The organism is Flavobacterium sp. DG1-102-2 (genome assembly GCF_033042555.1).
Lineage (GTDB): Bacteria > Bacteroidota > Bacteroidia > Flavobacteriales > Flavobacteriaceae > Flavobacterium.
The window spans coordinates 12,942-36,711 of sequence record NZ_JAWLIK010000004.1; the positions used below are offsets into that span (position 1 = coordinate 12,942).

Below are 23,770 nucleotides of genomic sequence, written 5' to 3' on the forward strand. Positions count from 1 at the left end.
TTTATTTGTAGTATTTTTAACGTTTTATTGTACAGTTACCCTTCAAATCGGTCGAGTTACTCGTGTAGCGGTGTGTTTTACTAAACTGGCTGTAAATCATTATGCTGGAAGTTTTTTTGCGCTTAGTTTTGCTTCAGAATCAAACGGTAATCGCGGAGTTCATCAGAAACAAAATTTAAAAAAATACATCTAATAAAATCCTTACTACACATGAAAAAAATTATCCTTACACTTGCCCTTGTATCATTTATCGGTACTTCATTAGTATCATGTTCAACAGACGACAGCGGACTTCAGCAGGAAACTAAAGCTGACGGATTTGGCGGAGGAGTTATTCCGGGCCCTGGAGATAAAGAACTTCCAAAACCACCAATCAGAGCGTAAGTTTTTAACATAAAAAGTATTATTTTTGAGGCAGTAGTTTGTATAACTACTGCCTCAAAAATTTATATGACACGTCAATTACACTATTTCATTGCGATAGCCTTACTATTTTTTGTTGTATCCTGCAAAAAATCTGCACTCTCCTCTATGAAGAGCAAAAATCACATTGATAGTCTTGTAGTTTTGCTTGAAGACAGTGATTTACCCAATATTAAAAAGCTTGCTTATAACGATAGTCTTTATGATGCGGTAAAAGATATGCAAAATGATACTCTTACACGCTATTATTATAAGAAAGCCGCAGTAAACTACTATAACCTCGATGCTTTTGATAAATCAATAAAAGTTAGCCGAAAAGTGTACAAAATGTCGTCAGACGTTAAGGATACTATTGGGATGGCCAAAGGACTTTATTTTTTAGGTGTTTCTTATTATGGTAAATCTGATCTGGACAGCGCATATTATTTTTACGCCGGGGCAGAGAAATTATATAGCCAGTTAAAAAATACCGATACAAGAACACTTGGTGAAATTGTATTGTATAAGGCTTACATATATTATAGGGTAGGTGAATTTGTGCTTTGCGAGGAGGAGGCTTATAGAGCAATGAAGTTGCTCAAGGTGCAAAATAAGTCATCTGACCTCTATAATTGCTATAATCTTATCGCTAATTCTGTAGAAGGATTAGGTAAATATAAGGAGGCGATAGAATATTTTAAGACATCACTATCTTATGCAGACGGTTATAAAGATGAAGGCTATACCCAAAGTGATGTTGACTATATTAAAGCTACATGTTATAATAATATGGGGACGGCCTATGTAAAAATGGGGCAGCTGGAAAAAGCTATTGATATTTATAATCAGGCGCTTGCAATACCCGAAGCAAGAAATTCGCCTGCTTTGTATGCAAAGCTGATAAATAATCTCGCCTCGGTTAAATATAAATCAGGAAATGATGCAGGAGTACCTGCACTGCTGTATAAGTCGTTAAAAATAAGGGATAGTATAAATGACGAAGCAGGAATTATAGCGAGTGATATAACATTGGGTGAATACAGTCTTTACAAAGAAGATACACTAAGAGCCGTGAGGTATTTAAAGTCGGCTTATACTAAAGCAAAAGTTAAAAACAGTAATGAAGATATTCTTAGCAGTCTCCGTACTTTATCTGCAATAGACAAAAACAACAAAGATTTTTATTTTAAAAGATATGTTTCTGTAAGTGACAGTCTCCAGCGTCTGGCAGAAAATACAAGGAATAAATTTGCCAAGATAGAATATGATACCGACAGGATCATTACCGAAAAGGAGGCTCTTGCCAAAAAGAACAGCTTCATCATAGGGGTGTCTGTTATCGTGCTATTTTTCGTTGCTGCTATTTTTATTATCTATTACCTAAATTCACGTAACAAAGAACTTCTTCTTATTCAGGAACAGCAAAGGGCAAACGAAGAAATTTACGAGCTTATGTTTGAGCAGCAGGGAAAGATAGAAACAGCCAGGACTGAAGAAAAATCCCGTATTGCCATGGAACTGCATGATGGCATACTCAATAATATTTATGCAGTACGGCTAAATTTAGAATTCATTAATAAAAAAGCCGACGACGAATCTATAGCAAAGCGTAAAGAATATATTAAAGAGCTGCAAAATGTGGAATCTGAAATAAGGGGCGTTTCACACGATCTTAGCAGAAACGCGATTTTTAACCAGGAACAGAGCTTTGAAAATTTGCTCGAATTTATGATAGTGTCTCAGAAAAATGAATTTGAGACCGAGTTTGAGGCGGATATAGATAGTACTATAGACTGGCAGGAGATGTCTAACGTTGTTAAAGTAAATGTGTACAGGATTATCCAGGAAGCACTGCAAAACGTAAATAAATATTCTGAAGCAGGATATGTAAAAGTAACTGCGGGAAAACAAGAGGACAAAATTGTAATTACCGTTGTAGATAACGGCAAGGGGTTTGATCCTGAAAAGGCAAAAGGCGGGATAGGGCTGAAAAACCTCAAAAAAAGGACTGAGGCACTTAACGGGATCTTGCAAATAACCTCAAAACCAGGAGAAGGCACTACGATAGCGGTTCAGTTTTCGGTGTAATATTCTCAATAAAATGCGAATTTCTCATATATATGTTTCATATATTTGTGCGGATTTATAAAAACACAAACAAATGAAAGATTTACTAAGTAAATTTGAAAATAAACAACCCGAAATAGTTTTTAACTGGAAAGATTCTGAAACAGAAGCCGAGGGGTGGACAGTGATCAACTCGCTAAGAGGCGGCGCTGCCGGAGGTGGTACAAGAATGAGAAAAGGCCTTGACATGAACGAGGTGCTTTCGCTTGCAAAAACTATGGAAGTGAAGTTTTCTGTCTCGGGGCCTGCTATTGGCGGTGCTAAATCAGGGATTAATTTTGATCCAGCAGATCCGAGAAAAGAAGGCGTTCTTCAAAGATGGTACAAAGCTGTATCGCCTCTTCTTAAAAGTTATTATGGTACAGGCGGTGACCTTAATGTTGATGAAATACATGAGGTGATCCCGATGACCGAAGAGTGCGGTGTATGGCACCCGCAGGAGGGTGTCTTTACAGGCCACTTTAAACCAAGCGAAGCAGATAAGATTAACCGTATCGGTCAGTTACGCCAGGGTGTTGTAAAGGTTATTGAAAACCCAATATATTCTCCTGACGTTACAAGAAAATATACAGTAGCAGATATGATTACCGGTTACGGCGTTGCCGAAGCTGTAAGTCATTACTATAAAATATACGGTGGTTCTATAGAAGGTAAAAAAGCAATAGTTCAGGGCTTTGGTAACGTAGGTTCTGCTGCCGCATTCTATCTTGCTAAAATGGGCGCTAAAGTGGTAGGTATCATTGACCGTGACGGAGGTGTTATTAATAAAGAGGGATTCTCTTTTGATGAGATCAAAGAACTTTTCCTAAACAAAGACGGTAACAAACTTGTCGCTCCTAACATGATTCCGTTTGAGACCATCAACGAAGAAGTTTGGAAAATAGGTGCAGAGATATTTGCTCCTTGTGCAGCATCAAGGCTTGTAACTAAAGACCAGATTGATAACATGATCGCTTCAGGCCTTGAAGTTATCTCTTGCGGTGCTAACGTTCCTTTTGCCGATAAAGAAATATTCTTTGGTCCTATCATGGAGGCTACAGACAGTAAGGTAAGCCTTATTCCTGACTTTATCTCTAACTGTGGTATGGCAAGAGTATTTGCTTACTTCATGGAGAAAAAAGTGGGCATGACAGACGAGGCTGTGTTTAACGATACATCTGAAATTATAGGTAATGCGATTGCAAAAGTGCATGCGCTAAACCCATCAAAAACAAATATTAGCCACACTGCTTTTGAGATTGCATTAAAGCAATTAGTATAAGCAGCAGATAAATAAAAACATTATTTTTAATGACAGGGATTTTACCCCTGTCATTTTTTTATTATGAACTATACAGAAACCGTAGAATGGATGTTTGCCCAGCTGCCTGTGTATCAATTCCAGGGGGCATCAGCTTATAAAGTAGATTTAACAAATACATTGCTGCTTACAGCACATTTGGGTAATCCTGAGAGAGAAGTAAAGACGATACACATTGCCGGGACTAACGGCAAAGGGTCTGTGTCTAATATGCTGGCTTCAATATTACAGGAGTCGGGTTATAAAACCGGACTTTACACATCGCCGCACCTAAAAGACTTCAGGGAACGCATCAAGATAAATGGTGAAGATATTTCAGAAGACTTTGTCGTAAAATTCATTGCCGATAATAAATCGTTCTTTGAGTCCAGCCAGCTTAGTTTTTTCGAAATGACAGTAGGGCTTGCCTTTGACTATTTCAGGCAGGAAAAAGTGGATATTGCGATAATAGAGACCGGGCTGGGAGGAAGGCTTGATTCTACCAATGTGATCACGCCATTGGTATCGGTAATCACTAATATTGGCATGGACCATATGCAGTTTCTTGGCGATACGCTTACAGCCATAGCGGGCGAGAAGGCAGGGATTATAAAAGCAGGCATTCCGGCGGTGATAGGTGAATATATTACTGAAACCAAATCTGTGTTCTTAGCAAAAGCCAAAGAGGTGAATGCTCCGCTGTATTTTGCTTCAGATGAGGTTGTAGAACATTATCCGTCAGACCTTAAAGGCGATTACCAAAAGCAGAACCAAAAAACAGTTTTAAAAACTATCGAACTGTTGCCGGAAAATTTTGCAGTAAATCCAGAGCATATAAAACAAGGACTGCTTCACGTTTCCAAAAATACAGGCTTTATGGGCAGATGGCAGCAAATACACTCAGGGCCGGTGGTGATAGCAGACACTGCACACAACAGCCACGGGCTTAAACTTGTAATGGCGCAGCTTGTTGAGCAAAAGTTTGACACGCTTCGCATCGTGCTTGGAGTGGTAAACGATAAAGACCTTCCAAGTATATTGCCGCTATTCCCAAAAGATGCTGTTTACTATTTCTGTAAACCAAATGTACCAAGAGGATTAGATGTGGTAATATTAAAAGAAGCAGCAGAAAGCTTCGGTTTACAGGGTAAAATTTATAACTCTGTAACGGAAGCCTACCAAACAGCCTTGGGTGATTCGGCAATTTCCGACTTTATCTATATTGGAGGAAGTACATTTGTTGTTGCAGAGGTTTTGTAATGTGTAGGGAGTGAAAAATAATTATATAAAAGTTTAAATCGTAAGTGTTCTGTATTTTATTTTATAACAGAATGTTATTAAAAGTTTAACCTAAAATACAAGCTTAGCCAGAAAAATAATTCTATTTTTTTTGCTTTTAAGTTTGCAGATATCAAAAACAGCCCTATATTTGCACCCGTAATAAGGAACTAAATAACGGTTGCGAATTACGAAAAATAGGGCGATTAGCTCAGTTGGTTCAGAGCATCTCGTTTACACCGAGAGGGTCGGGGGTTCGAATCCCTCATCGCCCACAAGAAAAGCCGAAACGCAAGTTTCGGCTTTTTACATTTCCGGACAGTTCTACGCTATAAATTGTTATTTATAGGCAGCACAACCGTAAACACAGTTCCTTTTCCCACAACAGATGTAACATCAATTGAACCGTTGTGAAGACTGATAATTTGTTTGACTATTGACAAACCTATGCCATAACCTTTTTCATGGTTTTTATTTTTCCCCCTGTAAAACAGCCCATATATCTTTTCAAGATCTTCTTTGGGAATACCTATTCCATTATCCAAAAATTTAAGGGTAACTGCATCTTCAGATGCGTTAATATTAATGTGGCAGGAATGATTGTCTGAGTATTTACACGCATTTTCTATGATATTAGAAAATGCAGCCTGTAATAAATAAGGATTTCCCAGATAGTCATACGAGTTCGCATCTGTTTCATCAGAATCGGCATAGCTTACACCAATTTTGTAATTTATATCTTTTCTGTTTAGCAGGTTTAATTTTGCTTCTACAAGAACTTCATCAATACGCAGGTGTGACATCTTTATTTGAGATACATCATAGTTTGCTCTTGCAAAGTCAAGCAGTGCCGTGGAAAGCTGAGAAACATGGTTTGCTTCTTCAAGGGCATTGTCAAGCGAAATTTTATAATCGTCAATAGTCTGGTTGAGTTCTTTGCCTAATTCTATTTCGGCTATCAAAATTGAAAGCGGCGTACGAAACTCATGTGATATGGTGGTTACAAAATTCCTGTGATTGTTAAACGATTGTTCTAACCGATTAAAGGTTGCATTAAAGGTTTGTGTGAGTTCATAAAGTTCATCTTTAGCCTTTGGTACCACAATACGTTTATTTAGGTTATGCTCAGAGATATCCCTTATCTGGAAGATAATTTCCTTTAGCGGCTTCAACGTGTAATACGAGAAGCCAAAACCAATAATAAAAATGACTGCTATAGATCCAATGTAAACATATAGTACATTTTCTTTAAAAGCACTAATATGATTAAGTCCGGTTACATCTACAGCCTTGCCAATAATATAGAAGTCTTCGTTTTTATTGCGGTATACAATACCACGATACTGGTATTTTTGGTCAGACCAGTTTAAAAAAGTGTTCTTTTTTATTACCTGTAATTGTTTCAGGTTGCCAAGAGGCGGTGTGTTATCGGAGAAGTAAAGATTAAAATTACTGTCATAAACGCTAATGTCGGCCTCGTTTAAAACTGTCTGGTTTTTTCTGTGCAATATCCTTATGAGGTCCTTATTTATATGAGCATCAAAAATAAATTCGGCGCGCCATATTATCTTATAATCCAGTCGGTCAAAGAATTCATCTTTTCTGTTCTTTTCAGATACAAAGTATACGCTGTAAGCAAATACGAAAAGGATAGCTGCTGTTAAAAGAGCATAGGCGAGTGCCGTGCGGGTAACTAATTTCATAGTTTATTGCTTAATATGAATCCCATACCCACTTTGGTATGTATAAGCTTTTGGTCAAAACCTTTATCGATTTTTTTTCTTAGGTAGGCAATGTATACATCAATATAATTGGTGCCTGTGTCAAAATTATTTCCCCATACATTATCGGCTATTTCATCGCGGGTAAGGAGCCTTTCGGGATTCTGCATCATAAAGTGAAGCAGGTTAAATTCTTTAGGAGTTAGGTTAATAGCTAATCCATCCCTGTATATAACTTTGGTCAGCTTGTCCATCCTCAGGCTGTCATAAACAATTTGCGTGGCCTCTTCAACAGGGTTTGCTGTATCCTGCTTGCGTTGTAATAGTGCTTTAACTCTCGCATAAAGTTCCCTTATTTCAAAGGGCTTAACAAGATAATCGTCTGCTCCTGCATCAAAGCCTTCAATCTTCTCATCAATAGTCCCTAAAGCGGTGAGCATTATTATAGGTGTTTTGCTGCCTGAATGGCGTATTCTTTTGCAAAAGGCAATACCATCTATACCGGGCAGCATGATATCGGTAATGATGAGTTCAAAAGCAATCTTTTCTAACAGGACAAGTCCTTCTTCTGCATCCTCAGCTATATATACCTGGTAGCCCTGGCTTTCGAGTCCCCGTTTAAGCAATGCCGAGACACGACTGTTATCTTCTACTATCAACATCTTCATCTGGATACTGTTTTTCAAATCAGTCTCAAAATTACAACAATAATTCCTGTTATAGATTCCCTGTAGAATGGCTGTTTGATGTATGTGGTTTTCAAGATTCTGGATGTTAGGTTTTTATGTTTTAAAATTGCTTCTTTCTAATAACATTCTATAAGCATTCTAATACTTTTCTAATGACCCCTGGCGCAGCCTGAACTTACCTTTGACCTGTTAAAAAACAAGTAGTGATCACCGCTACGCAAAATGTAACTCTTACTATAATGAAAACAGGTTATTTAAAAATTGGGTTGTGCTTCTTTTTTCTTTTAGGAGCTGTCACTATGGTACACGCACAAAAAACAAATGATTTTGGCAACCCCACACTTACACATTTCTTTAATCCTGAAAAAACACGGTCCATATCGTTTAGCGGCTATACCGAAATATGGGCCCGCTACGCAGAGCTTAACCCCGGGAGCTTAGTAAACGGCGAGCAGGTTAACAGTATATCTGACCTGTCATTACGAAGGGTAAGGATAAAAATGGCTTATCAGCCAACAGAGAAGCTTACGTTCATACTACAGGGCGGGCTTACTAACGTAAACGTGGCCGCTAAAACAAATCCGGGCTTTGAACTTCTTGATGCCTATGCCGAGTATAAGTTTAACAACGTGATTTCTGCCGGTGCAGGTAGATCAACATGGAGGGGACTTTCAAGGTTTACAACAGGTCCTTTAAATACATTGCTGTATGATTTACCGTCTTATGCCACGGCAAATGCAGGTATATCTGATGAGGTGGTGAGGGAGTTTAGTATATATGCAAAAGGGCAGATAGGCAGGCTGGACTATCGCCTTGTAATTGCTGACCCGTATACAAATGTGAGTGCCGACCCACAGTTTAATGTAGCCAACTTTAGTAAAACACATCCTAACAAAGACTACTCTGGTTACTTTAAATACGAATTTTTTGAAAGCGAAAATAATTCTTCGCCATTCCATTCAGGTACATATAACGGGAAGAAAAAAGTATTGGCATTAGGTGCGGGTTTCGAATATATGCATAATGCCTTATGGCATTTAGACGGTGCAGGCACCACAGTTCATGATGATGAAAAGAGTTTTGCGGTAGACCTTTTTTATGACACCCCAATTAATAAAGAGCGCGGTACATCATTCAGTGCTTATGCTATGGCGATGAATAATGACTATGGGCCTAACTACACACGCTATTCAGGTGTAAGTAACCCTGCAAGCGGTGTGGTTGCGGTATCTGCAAGCCTAAATGGCGCAGGTAATGCCTCTCCGGTAATAGGAACAGGAAATACATATTACTTACAGATAGGCGGTACATTGCCTTACTTCAATAAAGAAAAAAACACACTTCAGCTACAGCCTGCCGGTAGTATAACGCTGTCTGACCTTGACGGGCTGCATGACAAAGCATTAACCTATGATGCTGGTATATCGCTGCTCATGAATGGTATGTCGTCACGATTTACGTTTGATGCGCAAAACCGCCCCATTTATACGCTAAACAGTGCTGGTCAGGCAACGGTGTCTGACAGGAAATGGCAGTTTGTCTTAAAATACAGGATTGACTTTAATTAAAAAAATAATATGGAAAGAAGAAATTTTATTATCAAGTCGGCAGGAGCGGGAGCACTTGCACTTGTAGGAGGAAAAGTTTTAGGAAGCACTTTTAACGAAACCGAAGTTAAACCAAAAACAGTTTACTTTCACTATCTGCTTTTTTGGCTGAAACCTGAGCTTACCACAGCGGAGGTTAAAGAATTTGAAAACTTTTTTGAAGGCCTTAAAAAACTGCCGTATGTAAAGAACTTTCGTTATGGGAAACCGGCAAATTCTACGCCAAGGGCTGTTGTTGACAATTCATTTACCTACAATGCCTCAATGGATTTTGATTCGCTAGAAGACCTTGAGGCCTATGGCCAGCTTAAAGAACACTTGGCACTGGTAGCAAAATACAAACCCTATTTCACTAAAATGATGGTACACGATACAGTGTATGATAAATAACTTTAAAATCAAATACAATGATACGCTTATTAAAAGGACTACTCGTGATCGTAACTTTTATGTTAGCCAATAACGGCAACGCGCAAACTCAAAAAAATATATCTGCAAAACCTTTAGAGGAAGCAGGCAGCATACCTGCAATACGTTTGATAAATAACCCTGATGGCACCTGTGCATTTGAAAAAGGCTACATACCTTCTTTAAAGCACATGAATACTGCTTCGTGCTGGTACAGCAATAAAACTGAAGAATGGGAAAAGAATGCACACCCTGCGCCAAGAAGGCAGTATGTAGTAACGGTAAAAGGTAAAATTAAATTTAAAGTGTCCGACGGTAGTACGTTTGTAATAGAGCCCGGCGTAGTGTTACTTGCCGAAGACCTTAAAGGTAAAGGGCACAGCTGGGATATGGTTGATACTAATGTTTGGGAACGCCTTTATATACCTATTACAGAAAATGCAGATGACCTGTTTATTGCAGATGCACAATAATTTGTAAATAGTTTTATGAGTTGGTTTTACTGCTCAATTTGTTTTTTGTTTCTAAAAGCTTCAGTGTTTACTGGAGCTTTTTTGTGTTGGAATGTTACTAAAATAATGGTATAAAGCATTAGAATTATACAATAAATTTATAAAATTGGATAACCCATTATTTACTATCTTGTATCATTAATGAATGCAATGAAAAGAACAGATGTTATTATAATAGGAGGGGGAGCTGCCGGGCTCATGGCTGCCTATGGTCTTGTAAAAGCAGGTAAATCAATTAGGGTACTTGAAGCACGCAATCGCTTGGGCGGAAGGATACATACCATAAAAGAGAATGGTTTTTCAGGGCATGTAGAATTAGGGGCGGAGTTTGTTCACGGGAAGCTGCCTGTTACCCTGAATCTCCTTAGGGAAGCCGGAATAGAGGTAGTTGAAGTGGGTTTTGAGATGTGGCAGTATCGTGAGACTGCATTCAAGCAAAACAACGAGTTTATTGAAGGCTGGAATGGATTGCTGGAAAAACTGAATAGCTTAGAAAAGGATATGACTTTGCACGATTTTTTAGAACAACACTACTCGGGTAAAGAGCGGGAAAAGCAGCGCGCACAGATTGAGAATTATGTTGCAGGATATGATACGGCAGATGCACTTGATGCAAGTGTCTTTTCCCTGCGCAGGGAATGGAATAATGAAGACGAGGACAGCCAGTTTCGGCTAAAGGATGGATACCAGACGATGGTACAGTATCTTGCCGATGCCTGTACTGGAAACAATAATGAAATTCTTTTAAATACCATAGCAAAAGAAGTGCTGATAGAAGATGGCCGCCTGAAAGTTATTACTAATGATGGAATCGTTTATGAAGCGCAGCAGGCAATTGTAGCATTGCCATTAGGAGTATTACAATCAGAAGAGGGTGAAGGCTCGGTTAAATTTAATCCGCAATTATATTCACATTTAAAGGCAACGCAGAATATTGGATTTGGTTCGGTTATAAAAATACTTCTTGAGTTTGATGAGATGTTTTGGGAGGACACTGCTTTAACCAGCCTGAATGGTTCAGATCTTTCGGGAATGGGTTTTTTATTTGCGGATACTGAAATTTCAACCTTCTGGACACAATCGCCAAATCGCAGTACGTTGCTTACAGGATGGATAGGTGGCCCGCCCGCCTACAAGATCAAAGATCTTCCTGATCAGGAAATTATGAAAATGGCTATTGCATCTTTAAGCCATGTCTTTAAAATCGCCCCGGAGAAATTGCAAAACAAACTGACGGCATGGAATGTAGCTAACTGGACTTCAGAGTCATTTACGCGTGGCTCTTATGCCTACGATAAAGTTAAAAGCCCTGAAGCCCGCAAAGTTTTGCAAGAGCCATTTGAAAATACCATCTATTTTGCAGGCGAATATTTATACGACGGGCCTGCGATGGGTACTGTAGAAGCGGCCCTGACCAGCGGAAAGCAAGTGGCAGAGATGATTTTAGAATAGCGTTAAAACAGGTTCAAAATTTATTATTAAGCAACGCTCCCCTAAAATTAGCAGCTTTTAAATTTATTACTTAAAATTCTTCAGAAAATCTTCTTTATAGGTAGGTGATATCTCCACTTCTGCACCATCCTGAAGGGTTATGTAGCCCCCTTTGTTGTATAGTTTTACAAAGTTGAGGTTTACAATATGCGATTTATGAACCCTTAAAAAAGGAAGCGGCAGCATTTCTGAGAAATGTTTCAGGAATCGGCAGGCCATTTTTTTAGAACCGTTGGTAAGGTACAGATCGGTAAAATTGCCGTTGCCTTTAAGCCTCATTATTTCGTCCATTTTTACTATCTCAAAGCCCTCCATAGTAGGCAGTATTACCTGCTGCTTTTCGGCTTTAGGCTCTCTGAAGTTTTCTACTATCACCTTGTTACGGTTAAACAGCTCTTTATTCATTATCTCCTGGTATACCTTATTCACAGCGACGATAAGCTCTTCAATGCTTATGGGTTTCAGCAGGTAGTAAGCTGCACTCATATTCAGTGCTTTTAATGAATAATCAGAGAATGCGGTAACAAAAATAGTTTCAAAAGTAAGGTCGCTGCAGGCTTCAAGCACGTCAAAAGCGTTGCCAAAGGGCATTTCTACATCAAGGAAAACAAGTTGCGGCTGAAGTTCGTGTAAAAGCGGAACAGCTTCCCTGCTGTTTTGAGCTTCGCCTACGATTTCTATCTGAGGGCAGTATTTTGTTAGATAGCTTCGCAGTACTTCCCTCGCGGCAGTTTCATCTTCTACTATTACGCTTCTTATTTTAGAAAGACTCATTATTTTCTGTGTATTATCGGGAACGTGATTGCAACAACGGTTCCGGTTTCCGGACTTTTCTTTTCGGTTATGGTAAAGTCCATTTTTGTTTTGTATAATTCATTAAGCAGTGTCATGCGTTCTTTTGTGTTGGTCAGTCCGCGTGACTGGTGCTCTTTCTGGTTGTGCGTTTTGAGTTCGCTGCTTTTTGTGGGGCCGATGCCATCGTCATCAACAGTGATAAGGATTGTTTTTCCGTTTAGCGAAAAATGAAGCTTCAGTTTACCTTTCTCTTCTTTGTATCGAAGCCCGTGCCAAATAGCGTTTTCAAGATGTGGCTGAATAATCATATTAGGTATCCAGATAGTTTCGTGATCCAGCTTTTCGTCTACCGTTATCTCAAAGTCAAACTTATCTTTAAAGCGCAGGTGCTCCAGCTCCAGGTATTTTGTTAAGTTCTCGATCTCATTGCCCAAAGTTACGAAGTCTTTATTAGAATTTTCCATCGTATTGCGCATCAGGTTAGAGTAAGAGGTAAGGTACTTATTAGCGGCAAGCTCGTTGTTTTGTGCAATGAACTGGTTAACGCTATTAAGGCTGTTGAACAAAAAATGCGGATTCATCTCCAGCCTGAGCGACTGCAGCGCAATCTCTTTATTCTTCGTTTTTATAGAGTAGAACGTTTTAACGATAAAACCAAAAAGCAATAGCAGTAGTACCATTGCGCCCAACAGGAAATAGTTGAACGTATTCTGCCTGCTTATAAGTTCGTCTTTAAACATCTTCTCGTTTTCCAGCCTGCGTATCCTTTCTTCGGTTACCTTAAATGTCTTCGCGTCGGTAAGTGAATTGTCAGAAAGTATTATGCGGTCAATGTTTTTTAGGAACTCTTCGTACGTCTCCATGATAGCCTTATCATCGCCTATAGACTTATAATAATCCACCAGCAGCAGGAGGCTGCCTCTGGCTTCAAAGGTTTTTCCGTTTACAGAGGCAATCTTATATGATTCTTTTAGGGCATCTACACCATTTTTGGCATCCTCCATTTTAAAGTATATCGAGGCAAGATATTGCAACTGTGTTATCTGGGTGTTGTAATCTTTAATTTTTGCGGCTTCTGCAAGTAGCTTTTCTACAACCGCAACAGCCTCTTCATATTGTTTTCCGGCAACGTCCAGCCTGGCTGTTTCATTATAGATCTTAATTACTTTTTCAGATATGTTTTTGGCATAAGGCAGCGCCTGCTCATATTTTTCGAGGGCGTTAACGGTGTCAGAATTTTTAAGGTTCAGTTCGGCCAGCTGAATGTAGGTATCTGCCACTTCACTTTTTTTGCCAACGTTTTTAAGCAGGTCTATATTAGCATTCAGGTATTTATCTTCAAGTTCACTGTTACCTGCGTTTTTAAGGCGGTTGTAATCGTTAGCATTCAGTGTTTTAGACGTTTTATCGGTAGCAGTCAGCTCTGCAGCTTTGTAATTTTGGGTAGCATAGCGCAGTTTGTTTTGCGACTCCTGTATTTTAGCAATATTTCGTATAACCCTTGCCCTCGCCGATGCATTTTTTGAAGCGACATATATCTCTTGTGCCTTGATGAGGTATTCTTCGGCTTTAGCTAAATCGTCCTTGTCTACAAAACCCTGTGCAAGAAGCTCATAGTTGCGTGCAATCTTAGAGTTGTCATTTTCAATAAGTGAACGTTCCAGGTTGGTAGCTGCTTTTTTTAGTTCGGCAGGAGTTTCCTTTTTTTTAGGTACGCTATCCTGCGCTTTTACTCCGTTTGGAATCAGGAAAAGAGCAGTAAACAGATATAATATGGCCGTGAAACGTTGCATTGTAAAGTATTAGTAATGTAAAGTAAATCAATTTTACATGCTTTTCCTATTAGTTTGACCAAGTGAAATGCCTGTTTCACCATTTCTCTATAAAGTGGGTGGTTTATTGAAATACATTTGTACCAGATAAAAATCGAAAAAATAACTCTTTTAAAAATAACATCATGAAAAAATTAATCGTACTTAGCATTGCTCTAGTTGCTGCACTTAACCTTACAAGCTGTGATAAAAAAGCTGAAACTACAGAAACTACTGAAGTAGTTACTGATACTGTTGCTGCTCCAGTTGAAGAGACTGCAGTTGATACTGCTGCTGCTCCTGCAGTTGATACAGTTAAAACTACTGAAGTTAAGACTGAAACTTCTACAGAAGTAAAAAAATAATTCTGATAAAGAATTTATTGACATGAAGCCTTAGTGAAAACTAAGGCTTTTTTGTTTTATAGCAATAATTTTGGATGCATTTTCGTTAGGCTTTGTGTAAGAAAATGTAGTAACTTCTCCAAAATTTATCTGCGCCATGAAACAAATCACGCTTACCTTTTTCATACTTTTTTCAACTTTTGGTTTTTCGCAAAAAAAGCTCCCTGTAATTAAAGCTGGTTCTAAGCAGGCATGGATATTTGAGGCTGGTAATTCTGTTACAAACTGGAATTTAAGTCCCGAAACCAAACCCGATGTTTTTACAACCAGCAAAATTGTAAAGTCAACTATTGTAAAGTTTAAAACCGATGCTGACTCGATAAGCTTTACCATTAAGCCCGGGGAGCAAAAGGATTTTATCGTACTGTTAAAAGGTAAGGATTCCTGCTACACGAAAATTCAGGGGCCGCAGCGTAAAGATTTCAGTACTCTTAAACCGGAGATCCATGATTCAATAGCATTGGTAATGAACGAACAGAATACTATTTATGTAAAGGGGGTGCTGAATAAAGTCGATACTCTGAATCTGAATTACGATTCGGGAACGACCGAATTAGTTATTACCAGGGAAGCGCTGCAGTCTAAGGTCAAATCAGCTCCTAAATTATATAGCGAGAGACATGAGCTGGAATTAGGAGGAAGGATGTATGATCCGGTGGTGTTTGATACAGAATTAACAGGACACGATACTGATGGCCGTTTTGGATGGAACCTTTTTGACGGAATGATTGTAGAGCTTAACTATGATAAGAATCTCATGGTCGTGCATTCTAAAATTCCTAAAAACGTAAAAAAAGATAAGGCATACACCAAACTGAATATTAGTTATTTCAACCAAATTTTTGTTGTAGAAAGCAGCATAACACAAAGCGGTGTGACAAATACCGAGAGGTTTTTGTTTGATACGGGATTCCAAAAAACAGTGATGCTGGACAATGATCTCTTGGCGAAACATAACTTTCCGACAGAAAAAATGGAAGTTATAAACAAGGTTTTAATGCATGGAGCATCGGGTAATGAAGTACCCGTTATTACTTCGCGTTTACAAACGCTGTCAATAGGGAAATATCATTTAAAAAATGTTCCTGCTCAGGTGCTTACCGGTAATAAGCCAATGCGCGGGGCAAACATCCATATATTAGGCAACGAAGTGCTTAAACGCTTCAACATAGTAATGGACTTTCAGCATAATGTGGTTTACCTTAAGCCTAACTCACTTTTTGACGTGGAGTATGTTGAGAAATAGTAAGCTGTAAATTCCTTGAAAAGCAGCTTTTTAAATGATGGATAACTCCATCATGGGTAAAAACCGGTCCTTGATTGATGATTTATGTTGTCCGGTTTTTATAAACCCCAGCTTTGCATAAAACTCTTCAGCATTAGGTTCTGAATCAAGGATCACTTTTTTAGCATTCGTCTTTTTCAGGTGAAGCAGGAAATCATTCATTAAGATTCGGCCAAACCCTTTGCCAATGTATTCGGGCAGGATGAATAAGTTGTCCAGTTTTATGGTGTATTCATCTTTATTATAAAAAGAATAGTAGCCTGCAATTATGTTACCGATCATCAACTTATAGACAGATGTCGTTTCGATATACGACGCGGAAATAGTCAGCTGTTCCGACCATAGCTCTATCTGTTCATCAGAGTAGCCCCAGTGTGCTTTAGACCGTTTGGTTAATTTGGTTAACGTGGTACTGTCCCTGCTGTTTGCTCTGAGTATTTTCATAGCTTTACGAATGGCGTAGATTTACTTCGGGCTATGAATTTCTCTCTTTTATTTCCTTTTTAACCTCATTCCAGTTGTTGATGTTTATGATCAGGGTAGGCAGTATGGCAATTGGAACAATAGATAATGCAGTAAAACCATTTTTAAATGTCATGTAAATTGTTGCAACAAAAAGCACAAATAATGCTCCAGCAAACATAAGTGAGATCACTCTTAAACTTTTCTCATCCCTTATAAGCTCCTCTGTGGTTTTATTAGTAAATTTTTCCTTTTTCATTGTGGGTCGATTTGGTTGTATGAATTTACTAAAGTATTATTTTTTATCTAAATTTTCTTATTTTTTAGACTGTAGATTTTGGCCAAAAAAATCCCCAGTATTAACTGAGGATTTTAAAGTGTCTTTAAATTAAAAATAAGAAGCTTCCATATCGCTTATAAGATCAATATTTGTAGGCTCCCAACCGAGTATTCTGCGTGTTTTCTCACCAGAGGCTGCAACATCCATTGCTGCAAAATGGGTAAACCATGTAAAATGTTTTTCGGCTTCGTCCTGCGTCAGGCTTACTGTTGGCAGGTTGAGTCCTCTGCCAATGGTTTCGGCGATATCCTTAAAAGGTATTCCCTGCTCTGCAACTGGATGAAATGTTTTTTGTTCCAGTTTTTGTTCCACGATGAGGCGGTAAACTTTGGCTGCATCCAGCCTGTGCACAGCAGGCCATTGGTTTGAGCCATTACCGATGTACGCCGACTTTCCATTAGCTTTTGCCATGGTAATTGTAAAGTAAACAAATCCGTAGTCGCCGGCACCGTGCACGGTAGGAGGGAGGCGAACTACATAGGTGTTCACGCCTTTTTTTGTTGTTGCTTTTGCAGCTTCTTCTGATGCTGCTCTTGGTATTACATCCGATGATACCGAAAGTGAATCGTCTTCAGTCACAAGTCGGTCGAGGCGCAGCAGGCCTATGCCCGAAGTGATAACCAAAGGTTTATCTGTGCCTAAAAGCGCATCGCCAAAAGCTTCTATAACTTTGCGGTCGGCTTCGCAGCTGGCGTTATATTGTGAAAAGTCATGGTTAAAGGCAGTGTGTATAACTGCATCGCATTCAGCTGCACATTTTTTAATGGCATCAAGATCGTTTACGTCGCCCAGGCAGGCTTCGGCACCGGCGTCTTCCAGTTTTTTTGCATTACTTTCAGATCGTACCAGCCCCAGTACTTTATGTCCGGCCGATACCAGTTCGTTTACAACAGCGGAACCTACAAAACCCGAGGCTCCTGTAACAAATACTCGCATAATTTATGATTTTAGTACTACAAAGAAAGGTAATGCAAGATCTAAAAACGTGGTCAAATGTCCCTGTTTGATTATCGGTGCAATTGCGCATGACGTAAGCGTGTAAGTGTTTTGACTGAAATGCCGAGATAGCCGGCAATCATTCGTAAAGGCAGGCGGTTAAGATAGTCGGGAAAGGTGCGCACGAAGTCTTCATATTTTTCTTCGGGTGTTGCACCAAGGCTCATTATGATTCGCTGTCTGCTGTAGTGCACATTGCGGGCGATGAGCTGTTCAGAAAATTGTTTAAGCAGCGGAAAGTCATGCAGTATTTTGTTGAAATTGTCCCTCTGCCATAACAATACTTCGCTCGGTTCTATGGCTTCAATAGTTACGAGTGAGGGTATCTGCTTGTCATAGCTTTCTACATCCAGCGTCCATGTGTTCTCAGGAGAAAACTGTAAGATATGCTCATTACCATTTGTACCGGTGCTAAAAGTGCGCAACAGGCCGTAAATCACAAACACCTTATGGCGACAGATATCGCCGGCGGTAAGCAGCTGTTCATTACGGCTTAGCGTGCGTAATTCTGCCATGCCGCTAACGGTTTGTATGGCATCGTCAGGCAGCCCGGTTTGTAATTTTAAGTAATTTTCAAAATCAGATAGCATGATACAAAAGTATCAAATAATATGATTCTGGTTAAAAATCCTCTTTTATTTCAAAACTAACTATCTTTCCTTTTACCGGATGGGTAAATTCTAAGTAGGCAGCGTGAAGATGAAGTCTGTTTGAAGCAGTTCCGTAAAGGTCATCACCTACTATGGGTGCGTTAAGTCCCAGTTCGTGTGCCGAATGCATACGCAATTGATGCGTCCTGCCCGTAAGGGGCCAAAAGTGTACTTTAGTTGTTGTTTCTTTTCGCTCTACGACCTTCCATCGAGTAACTGCCTTTTTTCCAAATTCAAAGCATACCAATTGCCTTGGCCTGTCGTCAAGGTCGCCACGAAGTGGCAATGTCACCGTCCCTTCTTCTGCGTCGATGACTTTAGAAAGCAGTGCTGTATAGCGTTTGTTAACGGTTCGTTTTATAAATTGCCTTTGTATCTCTTTATGCGCTTCCTTAGTTTTAGCAACTACCAATAGTCCGGATGTTGCCATATCCAGCCTGTGAATGATAAGCGGCTCTATGTCGCCAAACTCAAACTGAAGACGTGTGTACACCGAATCCTGGACCTGTATTCCGGGTACCGATAGGAGTTCGGCAGGTTTATTTACTACAACGAAGCTATCATCTTCATAAACGATTTCCAGTTTTTTTCCTTCGCCAAGGTTTTTCAGCAGAAGGTTTTCGTCAAGGGTCATTCCCTCAAGCATGTGTTTCAGGATCGGTTTGCATTTTCCGTTGCAGGCAGGGTAATACTGCTTGTGTTTCCTGATCTCCGATTTTGGCGGCGCTCCCCACCAAAATTCTGCCATGGCCAGCGGTTTGTAATTATTAGAAAATGCATATTGCAGTAATTTTGGGGTGGCACATTCTCCGGCAGCAGCAGGCGGTTTACCAAAAACCGTTTCGCTAAAAATAGCGTGCAGGCTTTTCTCTTTTTTATCTTTGTTTAAAAACACATACTGTTCAAAAAGCTGCTGCTGTAATGCGCCAGACTTTTCCCTGCGTTCTTTCTTTAAATTTTCTACGGTATCGCTAAGCCTTACCAGTTCCGTCTGAATTTCTTCCAGTTGTTTTTTCCAACGGTCAGCAAGCAGGTTGAACTGATGGTTGTCATAATGACTGTGTCGTATCAGGTACGCCTCAAAACGGGCGTATTCAGTTTCGTTGATGACATTTTTGCGTCTTTCCCTTAATTTTTTCCGGTAGGCCTTATTGCTCTTAAGGTGTTTTTTAAAGGCTGCTATTTCTCTTAATGATTGTGCAGAAAGTTCTTCAAACTGTATTTTCAGCAATTGGTAGTCTTCGCTTTCCTCTATTTGTTTTACCCGGTCATTTATGTCGTTTAGTATGTATTGTTCTTTGAGGAAGAAACTGTCTTCAACAAGCATGTCAAAAACGGGAGGTACAAAACGATCATGGTCGTTAGAATCGGCCAGCTTTCCTGAAAATGCCGATAAGTAGCCCAAACGTCCCTGATTATCTTCAACTACAAGCACCCCAAACATTTTGCCTATTACCAATCCCTCCTGGCCTTCTATGAGTCCGAAATTATGGTCAAGGTCTGTTTGCGTTTCAAGGTAATGCTGCAATTCGTTGGCTGCAATTACCGTAAGCGGATGCGGCTCATAGAAAAACGGAAAGGTAAACCTTTCGGGTAATGCTATTCCGGCAATTGAGGCTTCAGGAAAATAGGTGATTCTATTATGGGGTGTATCGGGCACTTTCTATCTCTTAATTTAGACTGCGAAAGTAATAGATATTCTTTGCATAGTAAATCACAGAGGCACAATTAATTTCTGTTTTAGTAAAATCCTGCGGGTCACTAAACATTTGATACGTTTTATCTTCCTAATACCTGTCTGTCGCGTAAATTTTTCGCAACGCGTTTACGATCGCCTGGTGAGAGATTGTAGCATGGTTTTCCTGCGGAAGATACTCAAAATATACTTTTAGGTTCTTATTCCCGGCGTTCGTTATTTTTTCTGCCAGCAGATTGGCGTCCACTTCCATGACACGCGGTTGCTGGGTAGGGGAAAGGCCTTCTTTTCCTACGCCAATATAAATGGTAGTTGTAGCAGAGATTTTTTCAAGTAGTGCAGTAGTCGTATTAAGCAGCGAGCCGTTGTTCCACCACAAACTTGGACTTATAATTATGTAGTTGGTAAACAGTTCCGGTTTCTTCAACAGGATTTCAGTAGCCAGTAATCCGCCTAACGATTGGCCTATAATCGTTTTGTCTTCGGTTACCTTATAATTTTGTTGGATATACGGCTGGAGCTCTCTTTCTATAAATGCAATAAAATTATCAGAGTGGCCCGATGTCAGATATTTTTCTTTGTCAGTTTCTATTGCTGTAGGATAGGTAAAATCCCTGCGCCTGTCAACAGTGGCGATGCCTACAATTATGGATTTTGGTGTCTGGTTAACCCATTCAAAATTATTGAATTGATAGATGCCCGCAACGTGTATGAAATCTTCATCGGCAGACCCGTCAAGCAGGTAGGTTACAGGATATTTTAGTGTGTCGGTTTCAGAATATCCTTCAGGTAGGTAAATGTTCAGTATCCTTTTTTCTTTCAGCTCTTTAGAATAGATCTCATCAATGATACCCAGTACAAATGGCTTTTTGGTGCTCGTTTTTGTTTTTTTGCCTGATTGCGAAAAACCGTTAAGTGATAATAATACGGTAAGGAATAGTGTAAATGCAGATTTCATCTATCGATTGTTGTAAGTCTGTAAAGATACTAACGTTTGTTTGATAGGCCTTCTTTATTTGATAAGGTTTGATTTTTGCAAATCATGTTTTTACGCAAACTCATATATTTGTGGTACGTTGAGAAAAAACAGACTTGTATGGATGATGAAAAGTTTATCTTCTGTCTTGAAGCAGTAGATGATGTGGAGGTAGATAGTAATAGCGAGGTGCTGAAGAATTTAGAACAGCTCGCCTTTAATCAGGGGATTGACAGTATTTACAAAACCTGTGATACGATTGAAGGGCTGGAGGAAAGTTTGAATGCCCTGCTGTATGATGATCATAACTTTAAGAATTATGAGATCATATATCTCGTGATGCCGGGCGAGGGAAACAACATTTGTCTGAATAACTATTATTACAGTTTTGAAGAGATTGCCGAACTTTTTGAAGGGAGGATGAAAGGAAAGATCATTCACTTTGCCAATGCGAAGGTACTTGACCTTACCGCAGAGGAGTCACAATATTTCTTAGATATTACAGGCGCGCGTGCCGTATCTGGATATGGCGAAATGACGAGGAGTGTAACCAGCAGCGGCCTGGATAAAGCCTTCTTTAGCCTGTTTGAAGAAACAGATGATGTAATAGATATTGTCGAAGAGCTTCACCAAAACTACTATGCGCTTTGCAAATTGCTTGATTTCAGGTTGTATTATTAAAATTATGTTAGTTTGTAACCCGATTTTTTTATGTAGGATATTTAAACTAAATTAGGGAAATAAAGTGCAGACCAAATAGTAAAACAAGCAATTTTAATTTATGGAAAATACAGACGACCGACACTATTTTTATGAACATGCGGAATGGATAGACGAACATCTTTCTAATTTGTATTCTGATGATGAAGTTACCGTTTTCCATGAGATTTTTTCGCCCGATATTCATCTTGATGTTTATTATATCCGTTCAGATAAGCATAATTTCAATATACTGCTTACAGCAGGCATGAGTACGCTTGCTATGAATATACCGGAAGATATCGATGGGTATGAAGATTTGCAGTTTGCCGAACTTATGGCTTTAGTGCCAAAAGATATCGACTTTGCCGATGTGCACACCGGGGAAAATCCTAACGACTGGATCATAAGCATGCTGAAACTTACGGCACGCTTTCCGCACGAGTATGATACCTGGATAGGCGAGGGGCATACGCTCCAGTATTCTGCTGACTTTGAACCTTATTCTGACGAAACCGAATTTGCAGGTGCAGTGCTTTTGCCTTCAGCTACGCTTGATGAAGATTTTACAGAGATAAGGCGCGATGGAAAGCTCATTACAATTCACTCTGTCTTTCCGTTATACAGGGACGAGGTTGAATTTAAAATTGAAAATGGCTATGGCAGGTTCTTTGACCTGCTTATAGAAAACGATACTAAAGAAGTTGTTGATAACGGGCGCGAAAGCCTTGTTTAGGTCAGTCTACTACTTTTAGAAATAAACGAAGCTTCAGTGTGAACTGAAGCTTTGTTAGTATAAGTATTATCCCTTGAGTATCTTCTGCTTTTCAGCATCAAATTCTTCCTGTGTCAGTATTCCCGCATCAAGGAGTTCTTTTATATCCAGTAATGGCTGTTTCTTATCAGCAATTCCACCTGATAGTACTGTTGTCGCGGCTTGTGGAGCAGGCTCCATCGTTACGACATCTTTAGGGCTTTTAGTGAGCAGCAATTCGGTTATTTCATTAAAGCCTTTAGTATTTGAGTAGTCTATCGCCTTTTGTTCTTTTACATTGGTCAGAGACGCATCGGCATCTTTTTCAAGGAGGTATTTTACGATATCTTTTTTACCCCCGGCAGCAGCATAATGTAAAGGCGTGTTACCGCTCTGGTCCTGTACGTTTACTATTGCGCCTTTTTCAACCAGCAGTTTTACCATGCTCAAATGGCCGTTTTTTACAGCTGCATGCAGCAGACTTTCAGCACCATAAGCGGCGCTTGTGCTCAGGCTGAAATTACTGTCGGCAGCAAGGTCATTAGTGGCGAGCACCCAGTCAAGGTACGAACCCATATCATTGTCGTTTCCTGCAATTGGCTTGCTGTAGTTTACATCTATGCCATGTTCAAGGAAAAGGGCAACAATCTCTTTTTGGTTATTATTGCAGGCATACCATATTGGCGACAGTCCGTTGTTTGCAGCAACTTTAGGATCGGCGCCATTAAGCAGCAGATATTTTATGATCATATTGTTGTTCTGGTAGCACGCCAATAGCAGCGCACTTTCGCCACGTTGGTTCAGGTGGTTTACGGCTGCACCTTTTTCTGTAAGCGTTTGTACTGCCTGCAGATTCTTCGACTGTACTGCAAAAAGTAATGCCGTATTTCCGTTTTTGTCTACTGCATTGATATTCGCTCCCCTGTCGGCAAGTTTAGCGATCACTTCCCTGTGCCCGCAATACGCTGCGAGCATTATTGGCGTTTCAGCTTCGTTGTTCTCAAGGTTAGCATCAAGCCCTTTGTCCAATAGCTTTTCCAATACATCTGTCTGACCCAGGCTTGCCGTAAGGTGCAGCAGGCTGTTGCCTTTGTGGTCGTTGATATTTACCGATGCACCCTGGTCTATCAGGTATCCTGCCACCTGTTTTTGTTTTTGCAGGCACGCAAAATAAAGAGGCGTTTCGCCCTGATGGTCTTCGTAATTGATGTCAGCCCCTTCTTCAACAAGGCCTTTTACGATGTCAAGGTATCCGTTATGTGCGGCATAGTGCAATGCAGTCCTTCCTTTTTCATCGGTATAGGTTACATCTACTTCTTTATTCTTAAGCAGTATTTCGGCTATTTTTCGTTTACCTGCTTCGCAGGCAATTATAAATGACATTGACA

Annotated in this window: 23 protein-coding genes and 1 tRNA gene; 13 read left to right on the forward strand and 11 right to left on the reverse strand. The window is 39.7% G+C overall.

Annotated elements, in window-relative coordinates; translation table 11 throughout:
* The first annotated feature begins 210 nt into the window (after positions 1-210).
* The 5 genes from R1T16_RS07250 to R1T16_RS07270 all read left to right on the forward strand — a co-directional run bounded on the left by R1T16_RS07250 (position 211) and on the right by R1T16_RS07270 (position 5,361).
* On the forward strand, positions 211-384 hold the full coding sequence (locus tag R1T16_RS07250; protein WP_317500437.1) for a hypothetical protein: 174 nt from the start codon (positions 211-213) through the stop codon (positions 382-384).
* A gap of 147 nt (positions 385-531) precedes the next feature.
* The gene (locus R1T16_RS07255; RefSeq protein WP_317500438.1) at positions 532-2,490 is read left to right on the forward strand and encodes a sensor histidine kinase; all 1,959 of its coding nucleotides are present in this window, start codon (positions 532-534) and stop codon (positions 2,488-2,490) included.
* 73 nt (positions 2,491-2,563) lie between these two features.
* The gene (locus tag R1T16_RS07260) at positions 2,564-3,790 is read left to right on the forward strand and encodes a Glu/Leu/Phe/Val dehydrogenase dimerization domain-containing protein (RefSeq protein ID WP_317500439.1); all 1,227 of its coding nucleotides are present in this window, start codon (positions 2,564-2,566) and stop codon (positions 3,788-3,790) included.
* 63 nt (positions 3,791-3,853) lie between these two features.
* On the forward strand, positions 3,854-5,068 hold the full coding sequence (locus tag R1T16_RS07265) for a folylpolyglutamate synthase/dihydrofolate synthase family protein (RefSeq protein WP_317500440.1): 1,215 nt from the start codon (positions 3,854-3,856) through the stop codon (positions 5,066-5,068).
* A gap of 218 nt (positions 5,069-5,286) precedes the next feature.
* A tRNA-Val gene (locus R1T16_RS07270) sits at positions 5,287-5,361 on the forward strand.
* Between the two features lie 54 nt (positions 5,362-5,415).
* Here the strand turns inward: R1T16_RS07270 and R1T16_RS07275 are convergent.
* Together R1T16_RS07275 and R1T16_RS07280 are read right to left on the reverse strand one after the other, a co-directional pair.
* Positions 5,416-6,789: a HAMP domain-containing sensor histidine kinase gene (locus R1T16_RS07275; RefSeq protein WP_317500441.1), complete on the reverse strand. Its 1,374-nt coding sequence runs from the start codon at positions 6,787-6,789 to the stop codon at positions 5,416-5,418.
* Positions 6,786-7,475 carry a response regulator transcription factor gene (locus R1T16_RS07280; protein WP_317500442.1) on the reverse strand — a complete coding sequence of 230 codons (690 nt, stop codon included), beginning with the start codon at positions 7,473-7,475 and terminating at the stop codon, positions 6,786-6,788. Before R1T16_RS07280 ends, R1T16_RS07275 begins: the two co-directional genes overlap by 4 nt.
* 260 nt (positions 7,476-7,735) lie before the next feature.
* Here R1T16_RS07280 and R1T16_RS07285 point away from each other — a divergent pair, with 260 nt between their 5' ends.
* The 4 genes from R1T16_RS07285 (at position 7,736) to R1T16_RS07300 (ending at position 11,475) form a co-directional block, all read left to right on the forward strand.
* Positions 7,736-9,064 (forward strand): hypothetical protein, encoded by a 1,329-nt coding sequence (locus R1T16_RS07285; RefSeq protein ID WP_317500443.1) that lies wholly within the window; start codon positions 7,736-7,738, stop codon positions 9,062-9,064.
* 9 nt (positions 9,065-9,073) lie between these two features.
* Entirely contained in the window at positions 9,074-9,493 is a 420-nt protein-coding gene (locus R1T16_RS07290) for a Dabb family protein (RefSeq protein ID WP_317500444.1), read from the forward strand.
* A gap of 17 nt (positions 9,494-9,510) precedes the next feature.
* Positions 9,511-9,984, forward strand: a complete 474-nt coding sequence (locus tag R1T16_RS07295) for a hypothetical protein (RefSeq protein ID WP_317500445.1) — start codon at positions 9,511-9,513, stop codon at positions 9,982-9,984.
* 189 nt (positions 9,985-10,173) lie between these two features.
* Complete coding sequence (locus tag R1T16_RS07300; RefSeq protein WP_317500446.1) at positions 10,174-11,475, forward strand: NAD(P)/FAD-dependent oxidoreductase; 1,302 nt, start codon at positions 10,174-10,176, stop codon at positions 11,473-11,475.
* Positions 11,476-11,541: 66 nt separating this feature from the next.
* On the opposite strand, the gene R1T16_RS07305 is transcribed toward R1T16_RS07300, so the two are convergent.
* On the reverse strand, positions 11,542-12,288 hold the full coding sequence (locus R1T16_RS07305) for a LytTR family DNA-binding domain-containing protein (RefSeq protein WP_317500447.1): 747 nt from the start codon (positions 12,286-12,288) through the stop codon (positions 11,542-11,544).
* Positions 12,288-14,102: a histidine kinase gene (locus tag R1T16_RS07310; RefSeq protein ID WP_317500448.1), complete on the reverse strand. Its 1,815-nt coding sequence runs from the start codon at positions 14,100-14,102 to the stop codon at positions 12,288-12,290. Before R1T16_RS07310 ends, R1T16_RS07305 begins: the two co-directional genes overlap by 1 nt.
* A 164-nt stretch (positions 14,103-14,266) precedes the next feature.
* On the opposite strand from R1T16_RS07310, the gene R1T16_RS07315 reads away from it, so the two are divergent.
* Together R1T16_RS07315 and R1T16_RS07320 are read left to right on the forward strand one after the other, a co-directional pair.
* Positions 14,267-14,485 carry a hypothetical protein gene (locus R1T16_RS07315; protein ID WP_317500449.1) on the forward strand — a complete coding sequence of 73 codons (219 nt, stop codon included), beginning with the start codon at positions 14,267-14,269 and terminating at the stop codon, positions 14,483-14,485.
* Positions 14,486-14,621: 136 nt separating this feature from the next.
* Entirely contained in the window at positions 14,622-15,770 is a 1,149-nt protein-coding gene (locus R1T16_RS07320) for an aspartyl protease family protein (protein WP_317500450.1), read from the forward strand.
* 30 nt (positions 15,771-15,800) lie between these two features.
* Here R1T16_RS07320 and R1T16_RS07325 read toward each other — a convergent pair whose 3' ends face one another.
* The 6 genes from R1T16_RS07325 to R1T16_RS07350 form a co-directional block, all read right to left on the reverse strand.
* The gene (locus R1T16_RS07325; RefSeq protein ID WP_317500451.1) at positions 15,801-16,253 is read right to left on the reverse strand and encodes a GNAT family N-acetyltransferase; all 453 of its coding nucleotides are present in this window, start codon (positions 16,251-16,253) and stop codon (positions 15,801-15,803) included.
* A 31-nt stretch (positions 16,254-16,284) separates the two neighbouring features.
* Entirely contained in the window at positions 16,285-16,530 is a 246-nt protein-coding gene (locus R1T16_RS07330; protein ID WP_317500452.1) for a redox-active disulfide protein 2, read from the reverse strand.
* 129 nt (positions 16,531-16,659) lie between these two features.
* A complete protein-coding gene (locus R1T16_RS07335) occupies positions 16,660-17,547 on the reverse strand; it encodes an SDR family oxidoreductase (protein ID WP_317500453.1) in 888 nt (295 codons plus the stop codon).
* 71 nt (positions 17,548-17,618) lie between these two features.
* Positions 17,619-18,197, reverse strand: coding sequence for a Crp/Fnr family transcriptional regulator (locus tag R1T16_RS07340; protein ID WP_317500454.1), 579 nt, complete (start codon positions 18,195-18,197; stop codon positions 17,619-17,621).
* Positions 18,198-18,228: 31 nt separating this feature from the next.
* The gene (locus R1T16_RS07345; RefSeq protein ID WP_317500455.1) at positions 18,229-19,917 is read right to left on the reverse strand and encodes an RluA family pseudouridine synthase; all 1,689 of its coding nucleotides are present in this window, start codon (positions 19,915-19,917) and stop codon (positions 18,229-18,231) included.
* Between the two features lie 127 nt (positions 19,918-20,044).
* Positions 20,045-20,911 carry an alpha/beta hydrolase gene (locus R1T16_RS07350; protein ID WP_317500456.1) on the reverse strand — a complete coding sequence of 289 codons (867 nt, stop codon included), beginning with the start codon at positions 20,909-20,911 and terminating at the stop codon, positions 20,045-20,047.
* Positions 20,912-21,049: 138 nt separating this feature from the next.
* Between R1T16_RS07350 and R1T16_RS07355 the strand changes: the two genes are divergently transcribed.
* Complete coding sequence (locus R1T16_RS07355; protein WP_317500457.1) at positions 21,050-21,610, forward strand: DUF6642 family protein; 561 nt, start codon at positions 21,050-21,052, stop codon at positions 21,608-21,610.
* A gap of 100 nt (positions 21,611-21,710) precedes the next feature.
* Positions 21,711-22,364 carry a suppressor of fused domain protein gene (locus R1T16_RS07360; protein ID WP_317500458.1) on the forward strand — a complete coding sequence of 218 codons (654 nt, stop codon included), beginning with the start codon at positions 21,711-21,713 and terminating at the stop codon, positions 22,362-22,364.
* Between the two features lie 66 nt (positions 22,365-22,430).
* On the opposite strand, the gene R1T16_RS07365 is transcribed toward R1T16_RS07360, so the two are convergent.
* Positions 22,431-23,765, reverse strand: a complete 1,335-nt coding sequence (locus R1T16_RS07365; RefSeq protein WP_317500459.1) for an ankyrin repeat domain-containing protein — start codon at positions 23,763-23,765, stop codon at positions 22,431-22,433.
* Positions 23,766-23,770: the final 5 nt, after the last annotated feature.